Origin of the sequence: Parasphingorhabdus sp. (assembly GCF_039977335.1) — a bacterium.
GTDB lineage: Bacteria > Pseudomonadota > Alphaproteobacteria > Sphingomonadales > Sphingomonadaceae > Parasphingorhabdus.
Genome location: NZ_JBDWDI010000004.1, coordinates 1,911,814 through 1,928,206, shown reverse-complemented (window position 1 = coordinate 1,928,206; position 16,393 = coordinate 1,911,814). Strand labels below are relative to the sequence as shown.

Sequence of the window (16,393 nt, the reverse complement as noted above, 5' to 3'; positions counted from 1 at the left end):
ATTTGAGTCCGATATTGGACTCATGCGGGAAATAATTTTCGATACTGAAACCACCGGATTCGACCCCCAAAGCGGCGACCGGATGGTTGAAATTGGCTGTATTGAAATGATCGACCGCGTGGAAACCGGTGCAAGCTTCCACTGCTATTATAATCCCCAACGCTCGATGCCTAAAGCTGCAGAAGAAGTCCACGGGCTGTCGGATGTTTTTCTATCTGATAAGAAGCTATTTGCTGCTGGCGCGGACGAATTGCTGGAATTTCTCGGCGAGGCCAACTTGGTCGCACATAACGCGCAATTTGACTTTAACTTCCTGAATGCGGAACTGGTCTTGTGCGGCAAGTCGCCGATTTCACAATTTCGCATGGTTGACACGCTCGCCATAGCAAAGGTGAAACACCCTGGCGCCAAATTATCGCTCGATGCCTTGTGTAGCCGTTATGGTATTGATCGCAGCCACCGCGTCAAACACGGGGCCTTGCTTGACGCGGAATTACTGACTCAACTCTATATAGAATTAACTGGTGGTCGTCAGATCGGTCTGGGTCTTGCCGATGACAAGGTCGTTTCTGAGACGGACGACCGGCAACCGACACAGAAGGAAGCCGCGCTGCGCCGACAATTTATTGCGCCCCGGCCCCATAGCGCCAGCGCAGAAGAACTGGCGCGCCATGCTGCTTTTATGGAAGGGATAAAAGATCCGCTCTGGGCCGATAGTTGATGGTCTAGATATTCTTTCCTGCCGTGTAGTTTTAAAATTTGCGCAACCATAATGGAGAAAAAATATGGAAATTCGTGTTTCAGGACATCAGGTGGACACCGGCGATGCGCTCCAAGGCCATGTTGACGATCGAATGAATGCGATAGCCGACAAATATTTCCCCAAGGCCATTTCCAGCCATGCGACATTTGGCAAAGCCCCCCACAATCACTTCCAATGCGATATTGTCTCTCATATTATGACCGGGCTGATGCTGAAATCAGAGGCGCGGGCTGGTGATGCCCATCAGGCTTTCGAACAGGCTGCGGACAAGATCGAAAAACAGCTGCGCCGCTACATGCGCCGCCTCAACGATCATCATGTTCAAGCACAATATGCTGCCAAACAGGAAGAAGCAGCCTATCGCGTATTTGATGCGGGCGATGATGAGATTGAGGTGGAAGTAAATTCTGAAGCACCACCGATCATCGCTGAAACGAGCACCGATATTCCCGAAGCTAGCGTTTCCGATGCCGTGATGATGATGGATTTGCGTAACACTGGCGCGCTATTGTTTAAAAATGCTGGAACTGGATCGCATAATATGGTTTACCGCCGATCCGACGGCACTATCGGTTGGGTTGAACCACAAAAATAGCGCTTTTTTCGCTCTTGAAACCCCCGTTTCGCTAGGAATTTTGGCGGAAAGATAAGTGTGATCAGCTGCATCTTTTAAAGGCGATTCGCCAAGATGCTTTGCGTAGTAATAGTTCAGGCCTTTGGGCCTTTGAGGATAAAATGGAATATTTGTCAGTTCATATGGATGCTGCCGCTGTAACGGCGAGCGCAACCGGCCTATCCAAGCAAGATATTTTCGCGACTTTGGCGAAAAAAGCGTCTCAGTGTTACGGCCTCGACGCGGATATAGTAATGAACCGTCTGCAAGACCGCGAAACCTTGGGATCGACCGGTTTTGGCGGATCAGTTGCGATTCCGCATGCCAGAATCAAAGAGCTGGATCGTTGCGTTGGCTTGTTCATCCGCCTCGAACAGCCCATCGGTTTTGATGCTCATGATGGTCAGATTGTTGATTTGATCTTTGGTCTGTTGTCGCCGGAACAAGGCAGCGCCGACCACCTGAAAGCCTTGGCAGAGGTTTCACGATTCCTGCGTGACGAATCAATTGTAGCAAAATTACGGGGTGCAGCGTCCGAAGATGCGCTCTATGTCTTGCTAACCGGACAACAGGACCAGCAAGCGGCTTGATAATGGCGTCAGAAAAAGATTCAGAGCAGGAACCCGATGGATCCCATGAACATTTTCGCGCTTTAGAGCGACTTTATAAAGCCGCACCGATCAACACATTATTTGAATCCGATCTCGAAATTACAGAGCGCGGTTTTGCTCGCATTACATTTGCGGTCGATGAGCGTCATTATCACGCGGCTGGCGCCGTTCACGGTACCAGCTACTTCAAAATGCTTGATGATGCTGCCTTTTATGCAGCCAACAGCCTGGTTTCCGACCGATTTTTGCTGACTACTGCTTTCAATCTTCTGTTCACACGGCCGTTGAAATCCAGCACGGTGACGGCTGAAGGTCGTTGGGTTAGCGGGAAAAGGCGGGTTTTTGTGGCTGATTCCCGGCTGATTGACCAAGATGGTGAGGAAATAGCCCGTGGTACCGGTACATTCATGCGCTCCCACATCTCGTTAGCGTCGCTTCCCGGATATAAGCAGGACCAATGATCGAGCCGCGACTGTCTGCGGAAATGGTTGTGCAATCGTTGCTGCGCAAAGTGAATCAGGAGGGCGGCTTTGGTGTCGTGCTCCGCAAGGGCGACCGAATCTCTGGCGCGATCCTCATAATATGCCTTGAAAAAGGTAAAGATCCGCGACTTTTGGAGAAAATGCCGAGTCTTGATGGTCCATCGACATGGCAAATGATACGGCCGCAAGATACTGAAAAAAAACAAGATTTAGACGAGTATTTGAAGCGCAGAACCGGATTTGACCCTGACTTATGGTTAATTGAACTGGACGTCCCGGATGCGGAACGGCTCATCGCTGATATGACCTGATTCAATTGACTTTGTTGCACTGCACAACTATCTCGCGGCCAACTTTGAAGCGAAGGTTGTTCCAAGGGATTGTCCATATGGACATGGAACGGACACGCAGACGGAGGGAACAGGGATAAGCCGTTGGTTGGTTTTTAGGCTTATTTACGCTGGTTTTGGCCCGCATTGGACTCGCCGCATAAAATAACAGGTTTATGAGCAAAATTTTAAAAGCTGCAAGCGTCCTATCGCTTGCATTTTCTACGGTCGCCGCTCTTGCTGTGACCGATGTATCATTCGCACTAGAAGCTGCCAATGATACCCCAGAGACCGAGATCGTCATTGATCCGGCAATGCTGGACAATAAAGACAATACACCAGGTTTCGAAACCGTCATATTTGGTGAACAGCAGGAAGTTCTGTCTGAAATCCCCCAAGATGTCATTGATGCAGATCGGCTCGCCAATGAAGAGCAAGCTGCTGTCGAGAGCGTTGATTTCACCAATGAAGGCGCTGGATCGCTGCGTGAATTGGTTAAGCAACAATCTGTTGACGGATCACTCAGCAAAGAAATGCAGTGTCTTGCTGGAACAGTCTATTTTGAATCCAAGGGCGAAACACTGCCTGGTCAGCTCGCCGTGGCGCGCGTTGTCATGGCCCGGGCTGCTTCATCGCGGTTTCCCAATAGCCTTTGCGGCGTTGTATATCAGCGCAAACAATTTTCTTTCATTCGCAATGGCAAAATGCCGCGGATCGATAAAGGGCATCGCCACTGGCGCAATGCGGTTGCGATTGCAAAGATTGCGGTGAATGATGGTTGGAAAAGCCCTGTTGAAGGCGCTCTATTCTTCCACGCCCGCTATGTATCGCCCGGGTGGCGGCTCAAGCGCATGGCAACGATCGATAACCATATATTCTATCGCTGATTTCGATCATCAAAGGATTTTATAAAGGCTCCCAAATGGGAGCCTTTATTTTTGGAGGCCCATGGGCGAAATATCGATTGTTCCACCTAGTAGGCTGTGATGTGTGTGAACTTTAGATGGAAATCACTTTTGTTTCGTCTGATCAAGGGCATTGCCTGATATTATCGGCTTCCGCAGTTGTCCGAAAATGACAAGCATCTTTATTTTGTTCTTTTTATGTTCTATCTTATCTGAATGATGATAGCACCCAATGATTCGCCGTTGAACACCGCTGCCTTGGCTCCTGATTCTGGCCAGATAGACGAAAACAGCGCGCCCTTGACCGGGGCAGCAGCTGTTGCCCGGGGGGTTGCGAGGCTTTTTTCCAGACATGATATTACGGTACTATCTGAGGTCAGTCTTCCGAATAGAAGGCGTGCTGACTTAATGGGAGTCGATGCCAAGGGTCAGATTGTAATCGTCGAGATAAAAGTCGCGCGCGGAGATTTGCTAGCCGATGATAAATGGACCGAATATCTGGATTTTTGCGATCGGTTCTATTGGGCTGTACCCGGAGAATTGGATATCTCGCCACTGGAGCGCGCAGACTTCTTGCCAGAACGAGCCGGTTTGATCATCGCAGATGCTTATGATGCGGAAATGATCCGACCAGCGGCCACCCATGCTCTCGCGCCGGCTCGAAGAAAGGCCGAGACCATGCGGCTGGCGCGGCGATCCATGCAGCGGCTGTCTGTGGTGAACGGCTGGATTGATCCAGAGGCGCGTGAATTTTACTGAGCGAAAATATCGCGGGTCAGTGATCTAACCTTCTGGTCCGAAAAACCGTCCTTCGGTTTCCGGTTTCTTCTCCGCATCGGCTTTTTCGATTTCACGCAAAATCGCAGCAGCACGCCGGTCTCGCGTGGCATAGTCGCGGGCAGACAGTCCGGCCAACGTGTCAGAACGGTCCGGGTCGGCACCGTTTTTCAGCAACAACCGGGTCATTTCCGAATCCCGCAGTTGCACGGCCCGGATTAAAGCGGTTTCGCCGCGGTTATTTGTTTGATTAACTTCGGCTTTTTTGGACAATAGAATCTTTGCGCCTTCAATGAACCGCAATCGCGTGGCCAGAAGCAGCGGCGTGGTACCCTGTTTGTCTCGGAGGTTGGGATTAGCGCCTTTCTGCAACAAAAAGCCGGCCCAGGTTGCATCGCGCCGGGCGATTACAATGTGCAGGGCAGTTTCGCCGGTCGTAACGTCCCGTGTGTTGACGATGACGGTGCCCGGTTCATTCAAAAATTTGGTGGCCTCGGTTCCGTCACGATCTTTCACGGCTTTCAGGAAATTATAGCTGCTGGAAAATTGCGCGCTGGCCAACTGAGGAATTGTTAGAGAACAGAGGACCATGAGACCAAGGAAAGCATTTTTGATCGCGCTTTTCCCTACAAATGAGCCATTTGCCCGTGAAAATTTACTGTTGCCCCAAAACATAAATACTGCCCTATCCAGATTTGACGGCCGAATTACCATCCGGCGATAGATTGCGTCAATTATCGGTTGAATATTATCCCTTAGCAGACCATGTCTGGCCGCATGATGAACAAATTCAGATCCGCTTTGTCAGCCATGCTTCTACTGTCGCTAATGTCTGGCTGCAACCCGGCTTCTTCCGATAATGCTGAAGCAGAAGCGCCGCTTGCTGGTGCGAAAATTGGGGGAAGCTTTACGCTGACCAACCAGGATGGCGGAAAAAGCTCAGACACGGACTTTGATGGGAAATATCGGATCATCTATTTCGGTTTTACCTATTGCCCCGACGTTTGTCCGATAGATCTGGCCAATTTGATGAATGGACTCACTCTCGCGGAGAAAGAAGACCCGGCGCTGGTCGAGAAGATCCAGCCGATATTTATTTCCATCGATCCGGAACGTGATGGACCGGAACAGCTCAAGCAATATACAGACAATTTTCACCCTCGGCTGATCGGACTAACAGGCACGGTCGACGAAATAGCTGCTGTCGCGAAGAAATATCTGATCATTTATAATAAGCGCGAAAGCCCCGGTTTTAGTGAGTATCTTGTCGACCACAGTCGGCAAGGATATTTGTTCGGACCGCAAGGTGAGCCTATTGCGCTGCTTCCGTTTGACGGGACACCCCAGCAGGTAGCAGATGAAATCAAGCGGTGGACACGATAGCGGACGCTCCTCCATTTTGGGAACGGCCTCTCGATGAGCTGGACCGCGCGCAATGGGAGGCTTTGTGCGACGGATGCGGAAAATGCTGTCTACTCAAAGCGGAAGATGAGGATGATGGTCAAATCTACATGACCAACATTGCTTGTAAGATGCTGGATATGCAAAGCGCCCAGTGTAGTGATTATCGCCGCCGCCGCTATTATGTACCAGATTGTGTCCGGCTGACCCGCAGCAAGCTTGATACATTCTCCTGGCTACCCGATAGCTGTGCCTATAAGATGCGGGCACGGGGCCAGCCACTCCCGGACTGGCACTATCTGATTTCCGGCGATCGTGAGACTATTCACGAGACCGGAAATTCTATTCGCGGCAAGGTTATAACGGAGGTGGAAGCTGGGCCGATTGAACAGCATATTCTCGATGAGCCGCTCTAAACACCGATCTGTTCAGGCAGATCAGGATGAATTGGAAATTGAGTTGGACGGCGAATATTATCCCCTGCGTGTCCGCAAATTGGCGCAGTCACGTTCTATTGCCGTTTCCGCGGATACCGTGAAAGGTGAGGTTCGTCTTACGATGCCTATTCACGCCAACACCGCACATGCACTGCGCTTTGCTCAGTCTAAATCCGATTGGCTGGCAGCCCGTTTTGCCGATGCCCTCCCGCCCGTTCCTATTGTTAATGGTGCTGAACTGGCCTTTGCAGGACAAAGCCATTTCGTCCGTTGGTCCAGTGATTTTAACCGAAAACCTTTGAAATTAGATGATGAAATTCAAGTCGGAGGCCCGGAGGAAAGAATTGAAGTGCGCGTGATCGACTGGATGAAAGATCAGGCGCGAGCCATTTATGCAGATGACCTGGGTTATTACTGCGCGCGTGCTGAAACCGATCTACCGACATTGTCCGTTGGGGATGCCCGTCGCCGCTGGGGAAGTTGTTCCGGACGCAAGGCGATACGGTTGAGCTGGCGACTGGTCATGGCCCCGCCGATGGTGCGGCGTTCGGTGGTCGCGCATGAAGTGGCTCATTTGCGCCATATGAACCATAGCCCATCTTTCTATGCTTTGCTTGATGGCATATTTGAAGGGGACCGGCGCGACGCGGATCGCTGGCTCAAGCAGCATGGACCGGCTCTGCATCTTATCGGTGCTCCGGCCCGCTAGATATCGCCGAGCCCAGCGCTTAGCACCTATTCTTCGGCCGGCTTTGGCAAAATCGAAACGGGTGCATCCGGCCTTGCGGGTGTTTGAGGTTCATCCGCCGGTGAATCATTCTCGCTTTGCCGGGTCTCTGGTTGTTCGCCCTGTTCCCCTCTGCCTAACACCGAGTCAATCCACCCTTGATCCAGTTGCGGCGGACCATCTTCGGCTTGGCCGTCCTCCAGATCATATTCCAGACCCTGACCGGTCTCTATTGGCATGCCGTTTTCGTCGACATAAATTCCGTCTTCGGGTGCACCATATAGTTCTTCTTCATCCGGTTCCAGCTGCCAGTCCGGCAAGACCAAATCGGTCTCAAATTTCTCGATTTTGCGCTTGGCGACAGCAACTTTCATGAAGGCCGCAAAAGCAGCGGCAGGTGCACGGCCACCCTGCAGCCCGCGAACCGCTTTGGCATCGTCGCGGCCCATCCAAACGCCCGTCGTCAGACCGCTTGAAAAGCCAAGGAACCAGCCATCTTTGTTGCTGCTTGTTGTTCCGGTCTTACCTGCTACCGGACGCCCAATCTTCGCTGCTCTACCAGTACCGGTATTGACGGCGGTCTGCATAAGGTCGGTAATCCCGGCGGCGACCCAGGGGTCTACCAGAACCCGGCTACCATCATATTTGCTCTTATACAGAACGTCGCCGTTCATGTTGCTGACTTTGGTAATCGCATAGGGGGTGATGGCGATACCTTTGGCATTGATGGACGCAAAGGCACGGGTCATTTCGAGTAGCCGGACGTCGGAAGTGCCCAGCACCATCGAAGGATAGACGTCAATCGGTGTGCTAATGCCAAACCGCCGTGCCATGTTGGCGACTGTGGTTGTGCCGATATCATTGCCGATGGCGGCAGCGACGGTGTTTTTCGAATAGGCAAAGGCGCTACGCAAAGAAATGTCCCCGGCATAGTTTCCGCCGCTGTTACGCGGTGTCCAGTTTCCGATTTTTATCGGTTGGTCTGTGACTATATCATTGGGTGAATAACCCGCTTCTAAAGCCGCCATATAGACAAAGGCTTTCCAGGCAGATCCCGGCTGCCGCACAGCTTGTGTCGCGCGGTTATAGTTGGATGTGACGTAATCGGTACCGCCAACCATCGCCCGCACGGCCCCGTCACGGTCAATGGCAACAAGCGCACCTTGCACGCCTGCTGGCACACCGGTTTGAATGGCATTGGTGGCCGCACGCTGCATTCCGAGATCCAATGTTGTCCACACTTCAATCGGTTCCACCGTTTCATCGATTAGCAAATCCAGTTGTGGTAATGCCCAGTCGGTAAAGTAACGCACGCTGTTCTGCCGGGGTTCGGGTGCCATTTTTACAGCGGTTGGCTTGGTTTCTGCTGCTTGGGCCGCGGTGATTGCACCAGCATCCTGCATGACGCGCAATACGACGGTGGCGCGGTCAATTGCCGCTTGGGCATCGGCGGTCGGGGAATAGCGTGATGGTGCTTTGACTAGTCCCGCAATAATTGCCGCTTCCGCCAGGCTCAATTCGCTTGCGCTATGGGCAAAAAACCGGCGCGAGGCCGCATCAATCCCATATGCACCGCCGCCATAGTAAACTTTGTTCAGGTAAAGTTCCAAAATTTGTTCTTTGGAGAATTTACGCTCGATGGCCAGTGCCAGCAACATCTCGCGACCCTTGCGGCCAAAGGTTCGGCTGTTGTTCAGAAAGATATTGCGTGCCAGTTGCTGGGTGATGGTCGAGCCGCCTTGCACCCAACGACCGCGTTCCAGACGCACTTTCACCGACCGGGCAATACCGATGGGATCAACCCCCAGATGACTTTCATAGCGCCGGTCTTCCACCGCCACCATGGCATCGATCATGACTTGCGGAATATCATCATATTCCAGCCATTGGCCATAGCTGGGGCCCATAGAAAAAAGCTCACGGCCGCTTACGTCGAGCACGCGGATCATCTGGCCATTGGGCGACGATTTCAGATCTTCATATCCCGGCAGGGATGATCGAATAACCGTAACTGTAACCGCAAGCGCGATAAAGCCGAGCAAGCCAATGACCAATCCGGTTTTGACTAGCCGGAAAAACCATTTGCGAACCGGTCCTGGTTGTTTGCTGCGTTTTTTGCCCCGCGCCATATTATCCCATTCACTATACGCCTAACTCTACGCGTTTTAGCGTGTTGTCGTCTTACTGCATGCTGAACAGTGTAGGACAGTAAAATTTGTGAAAAGCTTGTCGAAAGCCGATCAGGCCTCTTTGGGTTCGAATTCCAGCGCCGCGCTGTTCATGCAATAGCGCAGGCCATTTTCCGCCGGGCCATCGGGGAAAACATGGCCCAAATGCCCGTCACAGCTGGTGCAACGCACTTCAATGCGGCGCATGCCATGACTCAGATCTTCGATCTCGGTTACCGCTTCTGATTCGGTAGGTTCGGTAAAACTGGGCCAGCCGCATCCGCTGTCGAATTTTTTTGTGGCATCGAATAATTTGGTGCCGCATCCCGCACAAAAAAATTCGCCATCGCGTTTTTCAGCATTGAGTTGGCCGGTAAAGGCGCGTTCGGTACCCGCTTCGCGCAGCACATGATATTGTTCGGGAGATAGTTTTTCGCGCCATTCCTCGGCGCTCAAGATGATTTTTTCCATGACTTTAAAATGGGGAGAAACCGGCGGGACGTCAAGCGAATCTGGGTGAAGTTTACAATCTTCACAGTGTCTTTTAGGTCAAATATCATCACCCAAATCTTCGATTTCGCATCCAAAGTTCACACACATCACAGCCCGTTATCCGTTGAAGTTTGACATTTTCGGCCAAATTTCAGCTAACATAGAGGTATCTAAAGCAGAGAATGAGCAGCGTTTAAATTACCACAGAAAAACGGGTGTAGGAAAGCGCGAAAACGGCTGGATTCCGACCATAATCATAGAAAATTAACCATTTTTTCAGGCATTTGCTGCAAAATCGACCAGTGGTGATGATATGTGCGAACTTTCGACCGGTTCTTCCGGTTCTGATGCTGATGCTCGGCGCTATGGTGTTTCTGCCCGATAGCGCAGTGGCACAATGCCGTTTATGTGCGGCGCAGCCAAGTGATGCATCCTCGTCACGCTCCTCTGGTGAGGCCGACAAACCGTTAAGTATCGAAATCACGACCAATCTTGATTTTTCGCGGTTCGCTTTGCTCAATCGAACGGGCGGTGAAGTCGAATTGGATCCAGCATCGGGTCAACGCCGGTTCAGTGGCGGTATAGCCGATCTTGGCGGGCTTTCGCTTCACGGCGAAGGTCGTCTAACCGGTGAACCGGGACGGCTGGTGCGCGTTCAACTGCCAGAACGGATCACCCTTAGTGCTCCCAATGGTGCGACTGCTGATCTGGTCAAGCTCGACACCGATTTACCGGCGCAGGCACGGTTGGATCGTGATGGGCGCCTTACCTTCACCTTTGGCGGAAAACTGCGGGTTACGGGCAGTGCTAGCGGTCAATTCCGTGGACGGATCGCTATTACCGCTAATTATGAGTGAGAAATTTTAGCGCAGGCCGCTTCTTTTTCTGGCTTGCGCTGCTTTCCGGGCGATGGTCAGTAACTCCTGCTCAACCAGCACATGTTCAGGCTGGCCGCTGCTTTTGAGAGCTATTTCCAGCGCTAGTATCCGTTCAATCAGCCGCGCGATATGGCCGGAAGACCAGATACTGAGTTGACGCGCATAATGGTCACGGTCTTTCCAGAAAACGCTGGGGTGATTGACCAGTTTGCCGATATTGGACCCCTGATCGGCCTTGGTACGCAGTTCCGCGAGCTTAGTCAGGTGCCGCAGCATCAAACGGATCAAGCCAACTTCGCTAAAGCCTGTTGTACTGACGGCCGCCAGTTCATGGGACAGCTTTTTGGTGTCGCCGCCGATAGCCGCGTTAATGAGCAGGCCCAAATCTTCTTCATCATTTTCTGCCCCCAGTAACGAAAGCAGTTCGATTTCGGCGGTTTGCGGATTGTCTGGTGTTGCATCCAGATAAAGCGCGATTTTTTCGACTTCGAGTTTCGCCAGCACCAGATCATTGCTGGTTAGCGCGGCAATGGCGGCGGCCATATCGCGTGACATCTGCACGCCTTCGTCGCGCGCCATGCCGGATATGGCAGCAACAGCGTCGCCTTGAGAGGTTTCATAACAAGTCGCGATCAGCGCATCTGGCGCAGCAGCGATCTTCTTGGCCAAAGCGGTTTTGTCCGCCATGCCCGCCGCAACGATGAACACCGGATCGCCTTTGGTGTCGCTTTCCAGAAGATTTTCTATCGCTGCCGCCGCCCTTACCGCTTCTCCGCTATTGAGGCGGACCATGATGAATCTTTTGTCCCCGAAAAGGGAGGCAGATGTGGCTTCGTCATTCAGCCGGGCGGCGCTTTCGGTGAGGTCGGCAATGGTGAGGTCAATCCGTTCGGCGGATTCTGCGAGCGGGGCAGCCAGTTCATTCGCTAGTGCCTGACAGCGGGTAGCATTGGGGCCGCATAAGACGGCCAGTCTCGTGGCATCAGGGGCCGCATGAAAGCGGCGCACAATTTCATTATCTTTGACTTTCACGGCTTCATTCTCATGCCGCTGCTATTAGTTGCTACCGTCAATTTTCATCGGCGCTGGCCTGTTCGCGCGCAAAGAGGGAGAGTCTTTTGACAATCTGGTCAGCAACGCGCGTGGAGAGGTTTTCCAGTGCTGTTTCCTCGGCAGCGACCGTGGCATATTCCGAAGACACAACATCAATACCGGCGTCTGATCCCGCAGTCGCATCCAGTACCACTTTGCTGTCGGACAGGCGAACCAGTTGATAACGCGCGCGCAATGTCCGGCGTTCGCGAGTGATACGATCGTTGCTGCGCACACCAAAGCCGGCAATTTTGTCGTCCAGTTCAATGATCAGTCGATATTTTGCTTCGCTGCCTTGAAAGGTGGACAGTTGATCATTGAGCGCATTGCGCATCAACCAGCCTGCCTTGCCCTTTATCGGCTCCACTTGGACATTGCCAAGCTGGGTCGCGACCACGCTATTGGTGCCGCCGGAATAAAGGGGTTGCAGGCCGCAAGAGGCCAGCAATGTGCTGGCAGCGGCAAGCAAAGTGATTTTGCTCAACAGTTTCATCATATGACGATGTTGACCAGTCGGTCGGGCACTACGATCACCTTCTTTATGTCCGCTCCATCAATGGTACGCTGCACCTTCTCGGAGCCAAGTGCAAGTTCCTCCAGTACGGACTTGTCGCTGCCCTTGGCCGTGACAATGGTATCGCGCAATTTACCGCGCACCTGAATTGCGATGGTGACTTCATCTTCCACCAGCAGGCTTTCGTCCACCTCTGGCCACGGCGCATTGGCAATAAGGTCGCTTTCACCGAACAGGGCCCACGCCTCTTCGGCAATATGGGGCACCATCGGTGCGACAATCCGGGCCAGCGCGCGAATGGCGTCGTGGCGATCGGCCGAGGGCTCGGCTTTCTCGATCATATTGACCAGCTCAAACACCTTCGCGACCGCTTTGTTGAAGGACAAGGCCTCGACATCTTCGGCGACGCCGGCAATGGTCTGATGCAGCTTGCGTTTCAGCTTCTTGTCTTCGCCGTCTGGAGCGGGCTGATCCGCAATTGCTATGAAGAGACGCCAAAGCCGCTGGACAAAGCGCCAGCTGCCTTCGATTCCCGCCTCTGACCAAGGCAGGTCGCGTTCCGGCGGGCTGTCAGACAGCATGAAGAAACGCACCGCATCTGCGCCATATTGTTCGATAATCGGATCAGGATCGATAACGTTCTTCTTCGACTTCGACATTTTTTCAATGCGGCCGATTTGAATCGGGGCGCCGCCAGATGATTTGAACACGCCGCCTTCGCGGTGATCCACCTCGTCGGGGCTATAATAGACGATCTGATCGGCCCCGGTCTCTGCGTTCTGAACCGTTTCGAAATAGGTCTCGTGCGTCACCATGCCCTGCGTGAACAGGCTTTCAAACGGTTCGGCAAAATCCAGCTTGCCAATGGAGGCCAGTGCTCGGGTCCAGAACCGCGCATATAGCAGGTGCAGGATCGCATGTTCGATGCCGCCAATATATTGCGATACCGGCATCCATTGTTTGACCACATCAGGGTCAAATGGCTGATCATCCGGCTGGCTGGCAAAGCGCAGGAAATACCAGCTGGAGTTAGTGAACGTATCCAGCGTATCGGTCTCGCGCCGCGCCGCCTTGCCGCATTTGGGGCAATCGACTTGGCTCCAAGTCTCATGGCGTTCCAGCGGATTACCGGGAATATCAAAGCTGACATCATCTGGCAGCGTAACCGGCAATTGATCCTTGGGAACCGGAACTGCGCCACAATCGTCACAGTGAATGATCGGAATCGGTGTGCCCCAGTAACGCTGACGCGAAACGCCCCAGTCGCGCAGACGCCAGGTGGTTTGGGCCTTACCCCAGTCCTCTGATTCCGCTTGGTCAATGACGGTTTTCTGAGCGGTCTCTATATCCATGCCGTCGAGCATGCGGCTGTTCACCAGCTTGCCCGGTCCGGTATAGGATTCATCGTGGATCGGCGCGGCTTCGTCGCCCTCTGCAGCGACCACACGTGTCACTGGCAGTGCATATTTGCGAGCGAAATCCAGATCGCGCTGGTCATGGGCCGGCACACCGAACACGGCGCCGGTTCCATAATCCATCAACACGAAATTCGCGACGAACACCGGCAACTCCCACGAAGGGTCCAGCGGATGGGTTACTTTCAGGCCGGTATCAAAACCCTTTTTCTCCATCGTCTCGAGTTCAGCTGCTGTCGTGCCGGTTTTCTTGCAGTCCTCACAAAAGGCCGCGAGCATTTCATTGTCTTGCGCCAGTTGCTGGGCCAGCGGGTGATCAGCGGACAGGGCGATAAAGCTCGCGCCGAAAATCGTATCCGGGCGCGTTGAGAAAACCTCTATGGTTTCAATATCCTGCTGCTTCTCTGCCAGCGCAAAATGAAATTGCAGGCCTTGCGACTTGCCGATCCAGTTTTCCTGCATCGTCCGGACCTTTTCCGGCCAGCCTTTTAGATCATCCAGACCGCTAAGCAGTTCTTCAGCAAAATCGGTAATTTTCAAAAACCACTGGCTGAGCTTGCGCTTTTCCACCGGAGCGCCGGAGCGCCAGCCTTTGCCATCAATCACCTGCTCATTGGCTAGCACGGTCATATCGACCGGGTCCCAGTTGACCGCCGACTCCTTGCGATAGACCAGCCCGCCCTCAAACATGTCGATGAACAGCGCTTGTTCCTGACCATAATAATCCGGCTCACAGGTCGCGATTTCGCGGCTCCAATCGAGCGCAAAGCCGAGGCGTTTTATCTGATCGCGCATTCCCACGATATTGGCGCGGGTCCATTCACCGGGATGGACTTTCTTTTCCATCGCCGCATTTTCCGCTGGCATACCGAAAGCATCCCAACCCATGGGATGAAGCACTTCAAAACCCTGCATCCGCCGGAAACGAGCGAGAACGTCGCCCATGGTATAGTTGCGGACATGGCCCATATGAATGCGGCCAGAGGGGTAGGGAAACATTTCCAACACAAAGCTGCGCGGCTTTGGCGAATTGTCGTCGGCTTCAAACGTGCCGGCTTCAGACCAGCGGGCCTGCCAGCGTTTGTCCGCCGATAAAGGGTTAAAACGCTGATCGGTCATGCTGGTCCTATAAAAATGTGGCCCGCTTCGGCAGGCTCGTCGTTAGATTAGTTTGTGGTCCCAATCAATTAGTAAGGGCCCCGCGGCGCAAATCGCGCGCTTTGGTGAGGATGATCTGTTCCAACTTCTGTGTGGTAGCCGCCTTCACAGGTGCGTCCACCCAGGTGCCGCCATTGCGCACTTGCCGGGAAGCCCCGACGCGCAGCGCATCTGCGCGTAGATCCTGATCGAGGATCGAGATATTCAGTTTCATCCGTTCTGAAGGATTTTGCGGATTCACATACCAGTCGGTCAGGATCACGCCGCCATTGCTGTCGGTTTGGGTCAGCGGCATAAAGGACAGGCTGTCGAGGGTTGCGCGCCACAAATAGCTGTTCACGCCAATGGTGGTGATCTGCGATGCGGCGAGATCAGCCCGCGGCCGGTCTTTGCTAGCGCAGGCTGAAAGGCCGGATACCAATGCCACGGCCGAAAGGCCCATTACCAAAGGACGCATTTTAGCAGCGGATAAAGAAAGGCGGGACATGACTACACTCCTCGTTGGCAATATGGCGCGCGCATAATAAACAATGGCGCCGCATGCCGGTAAATCTGATTTCAACGCTCTCTATAATTGCTTTGCCGCAAGGGGCAAGCCAAAGCGCAACATTTTGCTCATGCGAAGCTCTGGGTGAATAGCAGTTGAATGAGCGGGTTGAGCTGTGACGGAGATGCGGTTGGGTTGAGCGACTCGATAATCTTTGGTTCAGCTTGGCCTATCTAAAATGCTGGGCCGTTGAATGTGAAACCGTAACCGATCTGCAACAGAAAGCACTTAGATCAGGAAAATCAGACTAAATCAGCAAGTTGACTCGTGTCTTAACCGAAAATTTGGTATAGCTACGACTCAGCAAGGGGAAATAACGTCGTCATGAAGAAAAATGGCAATCTTTTGGGTTGGTTAGCTGCGGGACTCGCGGCTTCTGGTCTTGCCATGACTCCTGCACTGGCGCGTGTACTTTCCGGACAGAGCGACGCGGTATCACTGAACACCATTGGTTCTTTTACAACCGCTGGCGCTGATCCCGAACTGGCTGCGAGCTTCAAACGCAATAGCTTGGGCGGTAAGACCCAATTTAAATTCACGCCTGCTGGTGGTAATACAAGCGGTGATCGTGCCGTTACTGTTGTGGTACGCCAGGATGCGTCCAGCAAAGCCATTTCCATTCGAGAGAATATTGCTTCGGCGGCTCCGGGTGCTGGCGTTCTGACACCAACCAAAATCACGCAAACATCTTTCAGCCTGGGCACGGCCAAAGGTCTGAAGAGCTTCGCTATTCCGGTTAAGAAGCTAGGTGATAATCTGCCTGATCTCTCCGAAATTGGTGCTGGCGTTGATAAAGATGATAAAGATACCGGCAAGAAGAGCCGGTTTAGTCCGCGTCTGTCCATTGATGCAAAAACGCCACTTGGCGCTGCACCAGGTGCTTTGACAGCCAGTGAAAAAGACTATTCGCTTGATCTTGGCGGCAGCTATTCCGTGACTCGCAATCTGGATGTGACCGCTGGCGTTCGTTTGAGAAATGAGCGGGACCGGATGGCTCCTTTGACCGATTCGCGTCAGGATAGCCAAGCCGTGTATGTTGGAACGCAGTTCCGTTTCTAATATTAGGCTGTTTCGACAAGCCGAT

19 protein-coding genes are annotated in these 16,393 nt (G+C 52.9%); 12 read left to right on the top strand and 7 right to left on the bottom strand.

Annotated elements, in window-relative coordinates; all coding sequences use genetic code 11:
- The first annotated feature begins 22 nt into the window (after positions 1–22).
- From dnaQ to ABJM21_RS16550, 7 genes are all read left to right on the top strand, one after another.
- Complete coding sequence (gene dnaQ, locus ABJM21_RS16580) at positions 23–721, top strand: DNA polymerase III subunit epsilon (protein WP_348302026.1); 699 nt, start codon at positions 23–25, stop codon at positions 719–721.
- 64 nt (positions 722–785) lie between these two features.
- Entirely contained in the window at positions 786–1,358 is a 573-nt protein-coding gene (raiA, locus tag ABJM21_RS16575) for a ribosome-associated translation inhibitor RaiA (RefSeq protein ID WP_348302025.1), read from the top strand.
- Between the two features lie 140 nt (positions 1,359–1,498).
- On the top strand, positions 1,499–1,966 hold the full coding sequence (locus ABJM21_RS16570) for a PTS sugar transporter subunit IIA (RefSeq protein ID WP_348302024.1): 468 nt from the start codon (positions 1,499–1,501) through the stop codon (positions 1,964–1,966).
- Positions 1,967–1,968: 2 nt separating this feature from the next.
- The gene (locus ABJM21_RS16565; RefSeq protein WP_348302023.1) at positions 1,969–2,448 is read left to right on the top strand and encodes a PaaI family thioesterase; all 480 of its coding nucleotides are present in this window, start codon (positions 1,969–1,971) and stop codon (positions 2,446–2,448) included.
- Positions 2,445–2,780 (top strand): DUF1491 family protein, encoded by a 336-nt coding sequence (locus ABJM21_RS16560; RefSeq protein WP_348302022.1) that lies wholly within the window; start codon positions 2,445–2,447, stop codon positions 2,778–2,780. Before ABJM21_RS16565 ends, ABJM21_RS16560 begins: the two co-directional genes overlap by 4 nt.
- Before the next feature lie 194 nt (positions 2,781–2,974).
- Positions 2,975–3,685, top strand: coding sequence for a cell wall hydrolase (locus ABJM21_RS16555; protein WP_348302021.1), 711 nt, complete (start codon positions 2,975–2,977; stop codon positions 3,683–3,685).
- Between the two features lie 234 nt (positions 3,686–3,919).
- Positions 3,920–4,462: an MmcB family DNA repair protein gene (locus tag ABJM21_RS16550; RefSeq protein WP_348302020.1), complete on the top strand. Its 543-nt coding sequence runs from the start codon at positions 3,920–3,922 to the stop codon at positions 4,460–4,462.
- 24 nt (positions 4,463–4,486) lie between these two features.
- On the opposite strand, the gene ABJM21_RS16545 is transcribed toward ABJM21_RS16550, so the two are convergent.
- Positions 4,487–5,155, bottom strand: a complete 669-nt coding sequence (locus ABJM21_RS16545; protein ID WP_348302019.1) for an ankyrin repeat domain-containing protein — start codon at positions 5,153–5,155, stop codon at positions 4,487–4,489.
- 105 nt (positions 5,156–5,260) lie between these two features.
- On the opposite strand from ABJM21_RS16545, the gene ABJM21_RS16540 reads away from it, so the two are divergent.
- Genes ABJM21_RS16540 through ABJM21_RS16530 form a run of 3 tightly spaced genes read left to right on the top strand, consistent with a single transcriptional unit; the run spans position 5,261 to position 7,027 of the window.
- Positions 5,261–5,863 (top strand): SCO family protein, encoded by a 603-nt coding sequence (locus tag ABJM21_RS16540; protein WP_348302018.1) that lies wholly within the window; start codon positions 5,261–5,263, stop codon positions 5,861–5,863.
- Entirely contained in the window at positions 5,851–6,297 is a 447-nt protein-coding gene (locus ABJM21_RS16535; protein ID WP_348302017.1) for a YcgN family cysteine cluster protein, read from the top strand. Before ABJM21_RS16540 ends, ABJM21_RS16535 begins: the two co-directional genes overlap by 13 nt.
- Entirely contained in the window at positions 6,284–7,027 is a 744-nt protein-coding gene (locus ABJM21_RS16530) for a SprT family zinc-dependent metalloprotease (protein WP_348302016.1), read from the top strand. The genes ABJM21_RS16535 and ABJM21_RS16530 overlap by 14 nt, the downstream gene beginning before the upstream one ends.
- A gap of 26 nt (positions 7,028–7,053) precedes the next feature.
- Here ABJM21_RS16530 and ABJM21_RS16525 read toward each other — a convergent pair whose 3' ends face one another.
- Together ABJM21_RS16525 and msrB are read right to left on the bottom strand one after the other, a co-directional pair.
- Positions 7,054–9,174 (bottom strand): PBP1A family penicillin-binding protein, encoded by a 2,121-nt coding sequence (locus ABJM21_RS16525; RefSeq protein ID WP_348302015.1) that lies wholly within the window; start codon positions 9,172–9,174, stop codon positions 7,054–7,056.
- Between the two features lie 111 nt (positions 9,175–9,285).
- Positions 9,286–9,684: a peptide-methionine (R)-S-oxide reductase MsrB gene (msrB, locus tag ABJM21_RS16520; RefSeq protein ID WP_348302014.1), complete on the bottom strand. Its 399-nt coding sequence runs from the start codon at positions 9,682–9,684 to the stop codon at positions 9,286–9,288.
- A gap of 368 nt (positions 9,685–10,052) precedes the next feature.
- On the opposite strand from msrB, the gene ABJM21_RS16515 reads away from it, so the two are divergent.
- Complete coding sequence (locus ABJM21_RS16515) at positions 10,053–10,562, top strand: DUF4402 domain-containing protein (RefSeq protein WP_348377539.1); 510 nt, start codon at positions 10,053–10,055, stop codon at positions 10,560–10,562.
- Between the two features lie 6 nt (positions 10,563–10,568).
- Here ABJM21_RS16515 and holA read toward each other — a convergent pair whose 3' ends face one another.
- From holA to ABJM21_RS16495, 4 genes are all read right to left on the bottom strand, one after another.
- Positions 10,569–11,615 carry a DNA polymerase III subunit delta gene (gene holA / locus ABJM21_RS16510; RefSeq protein ID WP_348302013.1) on the bottom strand — a complete coding sequence of 349 codons (1,047 nt, stop codon included), beginning with the start codon at positions 11,613–11,615 and terminating at the stop codon, positions 10,569–10,571.
- A 37-nt stretch (positions 11,616–11,652) separates the two neighbouring features.
- On the bottom strand, positions 11,653–12,171 hold the full coding sequence (gene lptE, locus ABJM21_RS16505) for an LPS assembly lipoprotein LptE (protein WP_348302012.1): 519 nt from the start codon (positions 12,169–12,171) through the stop codon (positions 11,653–11,655).
- Positions 12,168–14,723, bottom strand: a complete 2,556-nt coding sequence (leuS, locus tag ABJM21_RS16500) for a leucine--tRNA ligase (protein ID WP_348302011.1) — start codon at positions 14,721–14,723, stop codon at positions 12,168–12,170. The genes lptE and leuS overlap by 4 nt, the downstream gene beginning before the upstream one ends.
- Positions 14,724–14,787: 64 nt before the next feature.
- Positions 14,788–15,249, bottom strand: coding sequence for a DUF3576 domain-containing protein (locus ABJM21_RS16495; protein ID WP_348302010.1), 462 nt, complete (start codon positions 15,247–15,249; stop codon positions 14,788–14,790).
- Positions 15,250–15,633: 384 nt separating this feature from the next.
- On the opposite strand from ABJM21_RS16495, the gene ABJM21_RS16490 reads away from it, so the two are divergent.
- Positions 15,634–16,368 carry a hypothetical protein gene (locus ABJM21_RS16490; protein WP_348302009.1) on the top strand — a complete coding sequence of 245 codons (735 nt, stop codon included), beginning with the start codon at positions 15,634–15,636 and terminating at the stop codon, positions 16,366–16,368.
- The last annotated feature ends 25 nt before the right edge of the window (positions 16,369–16,393 follow it).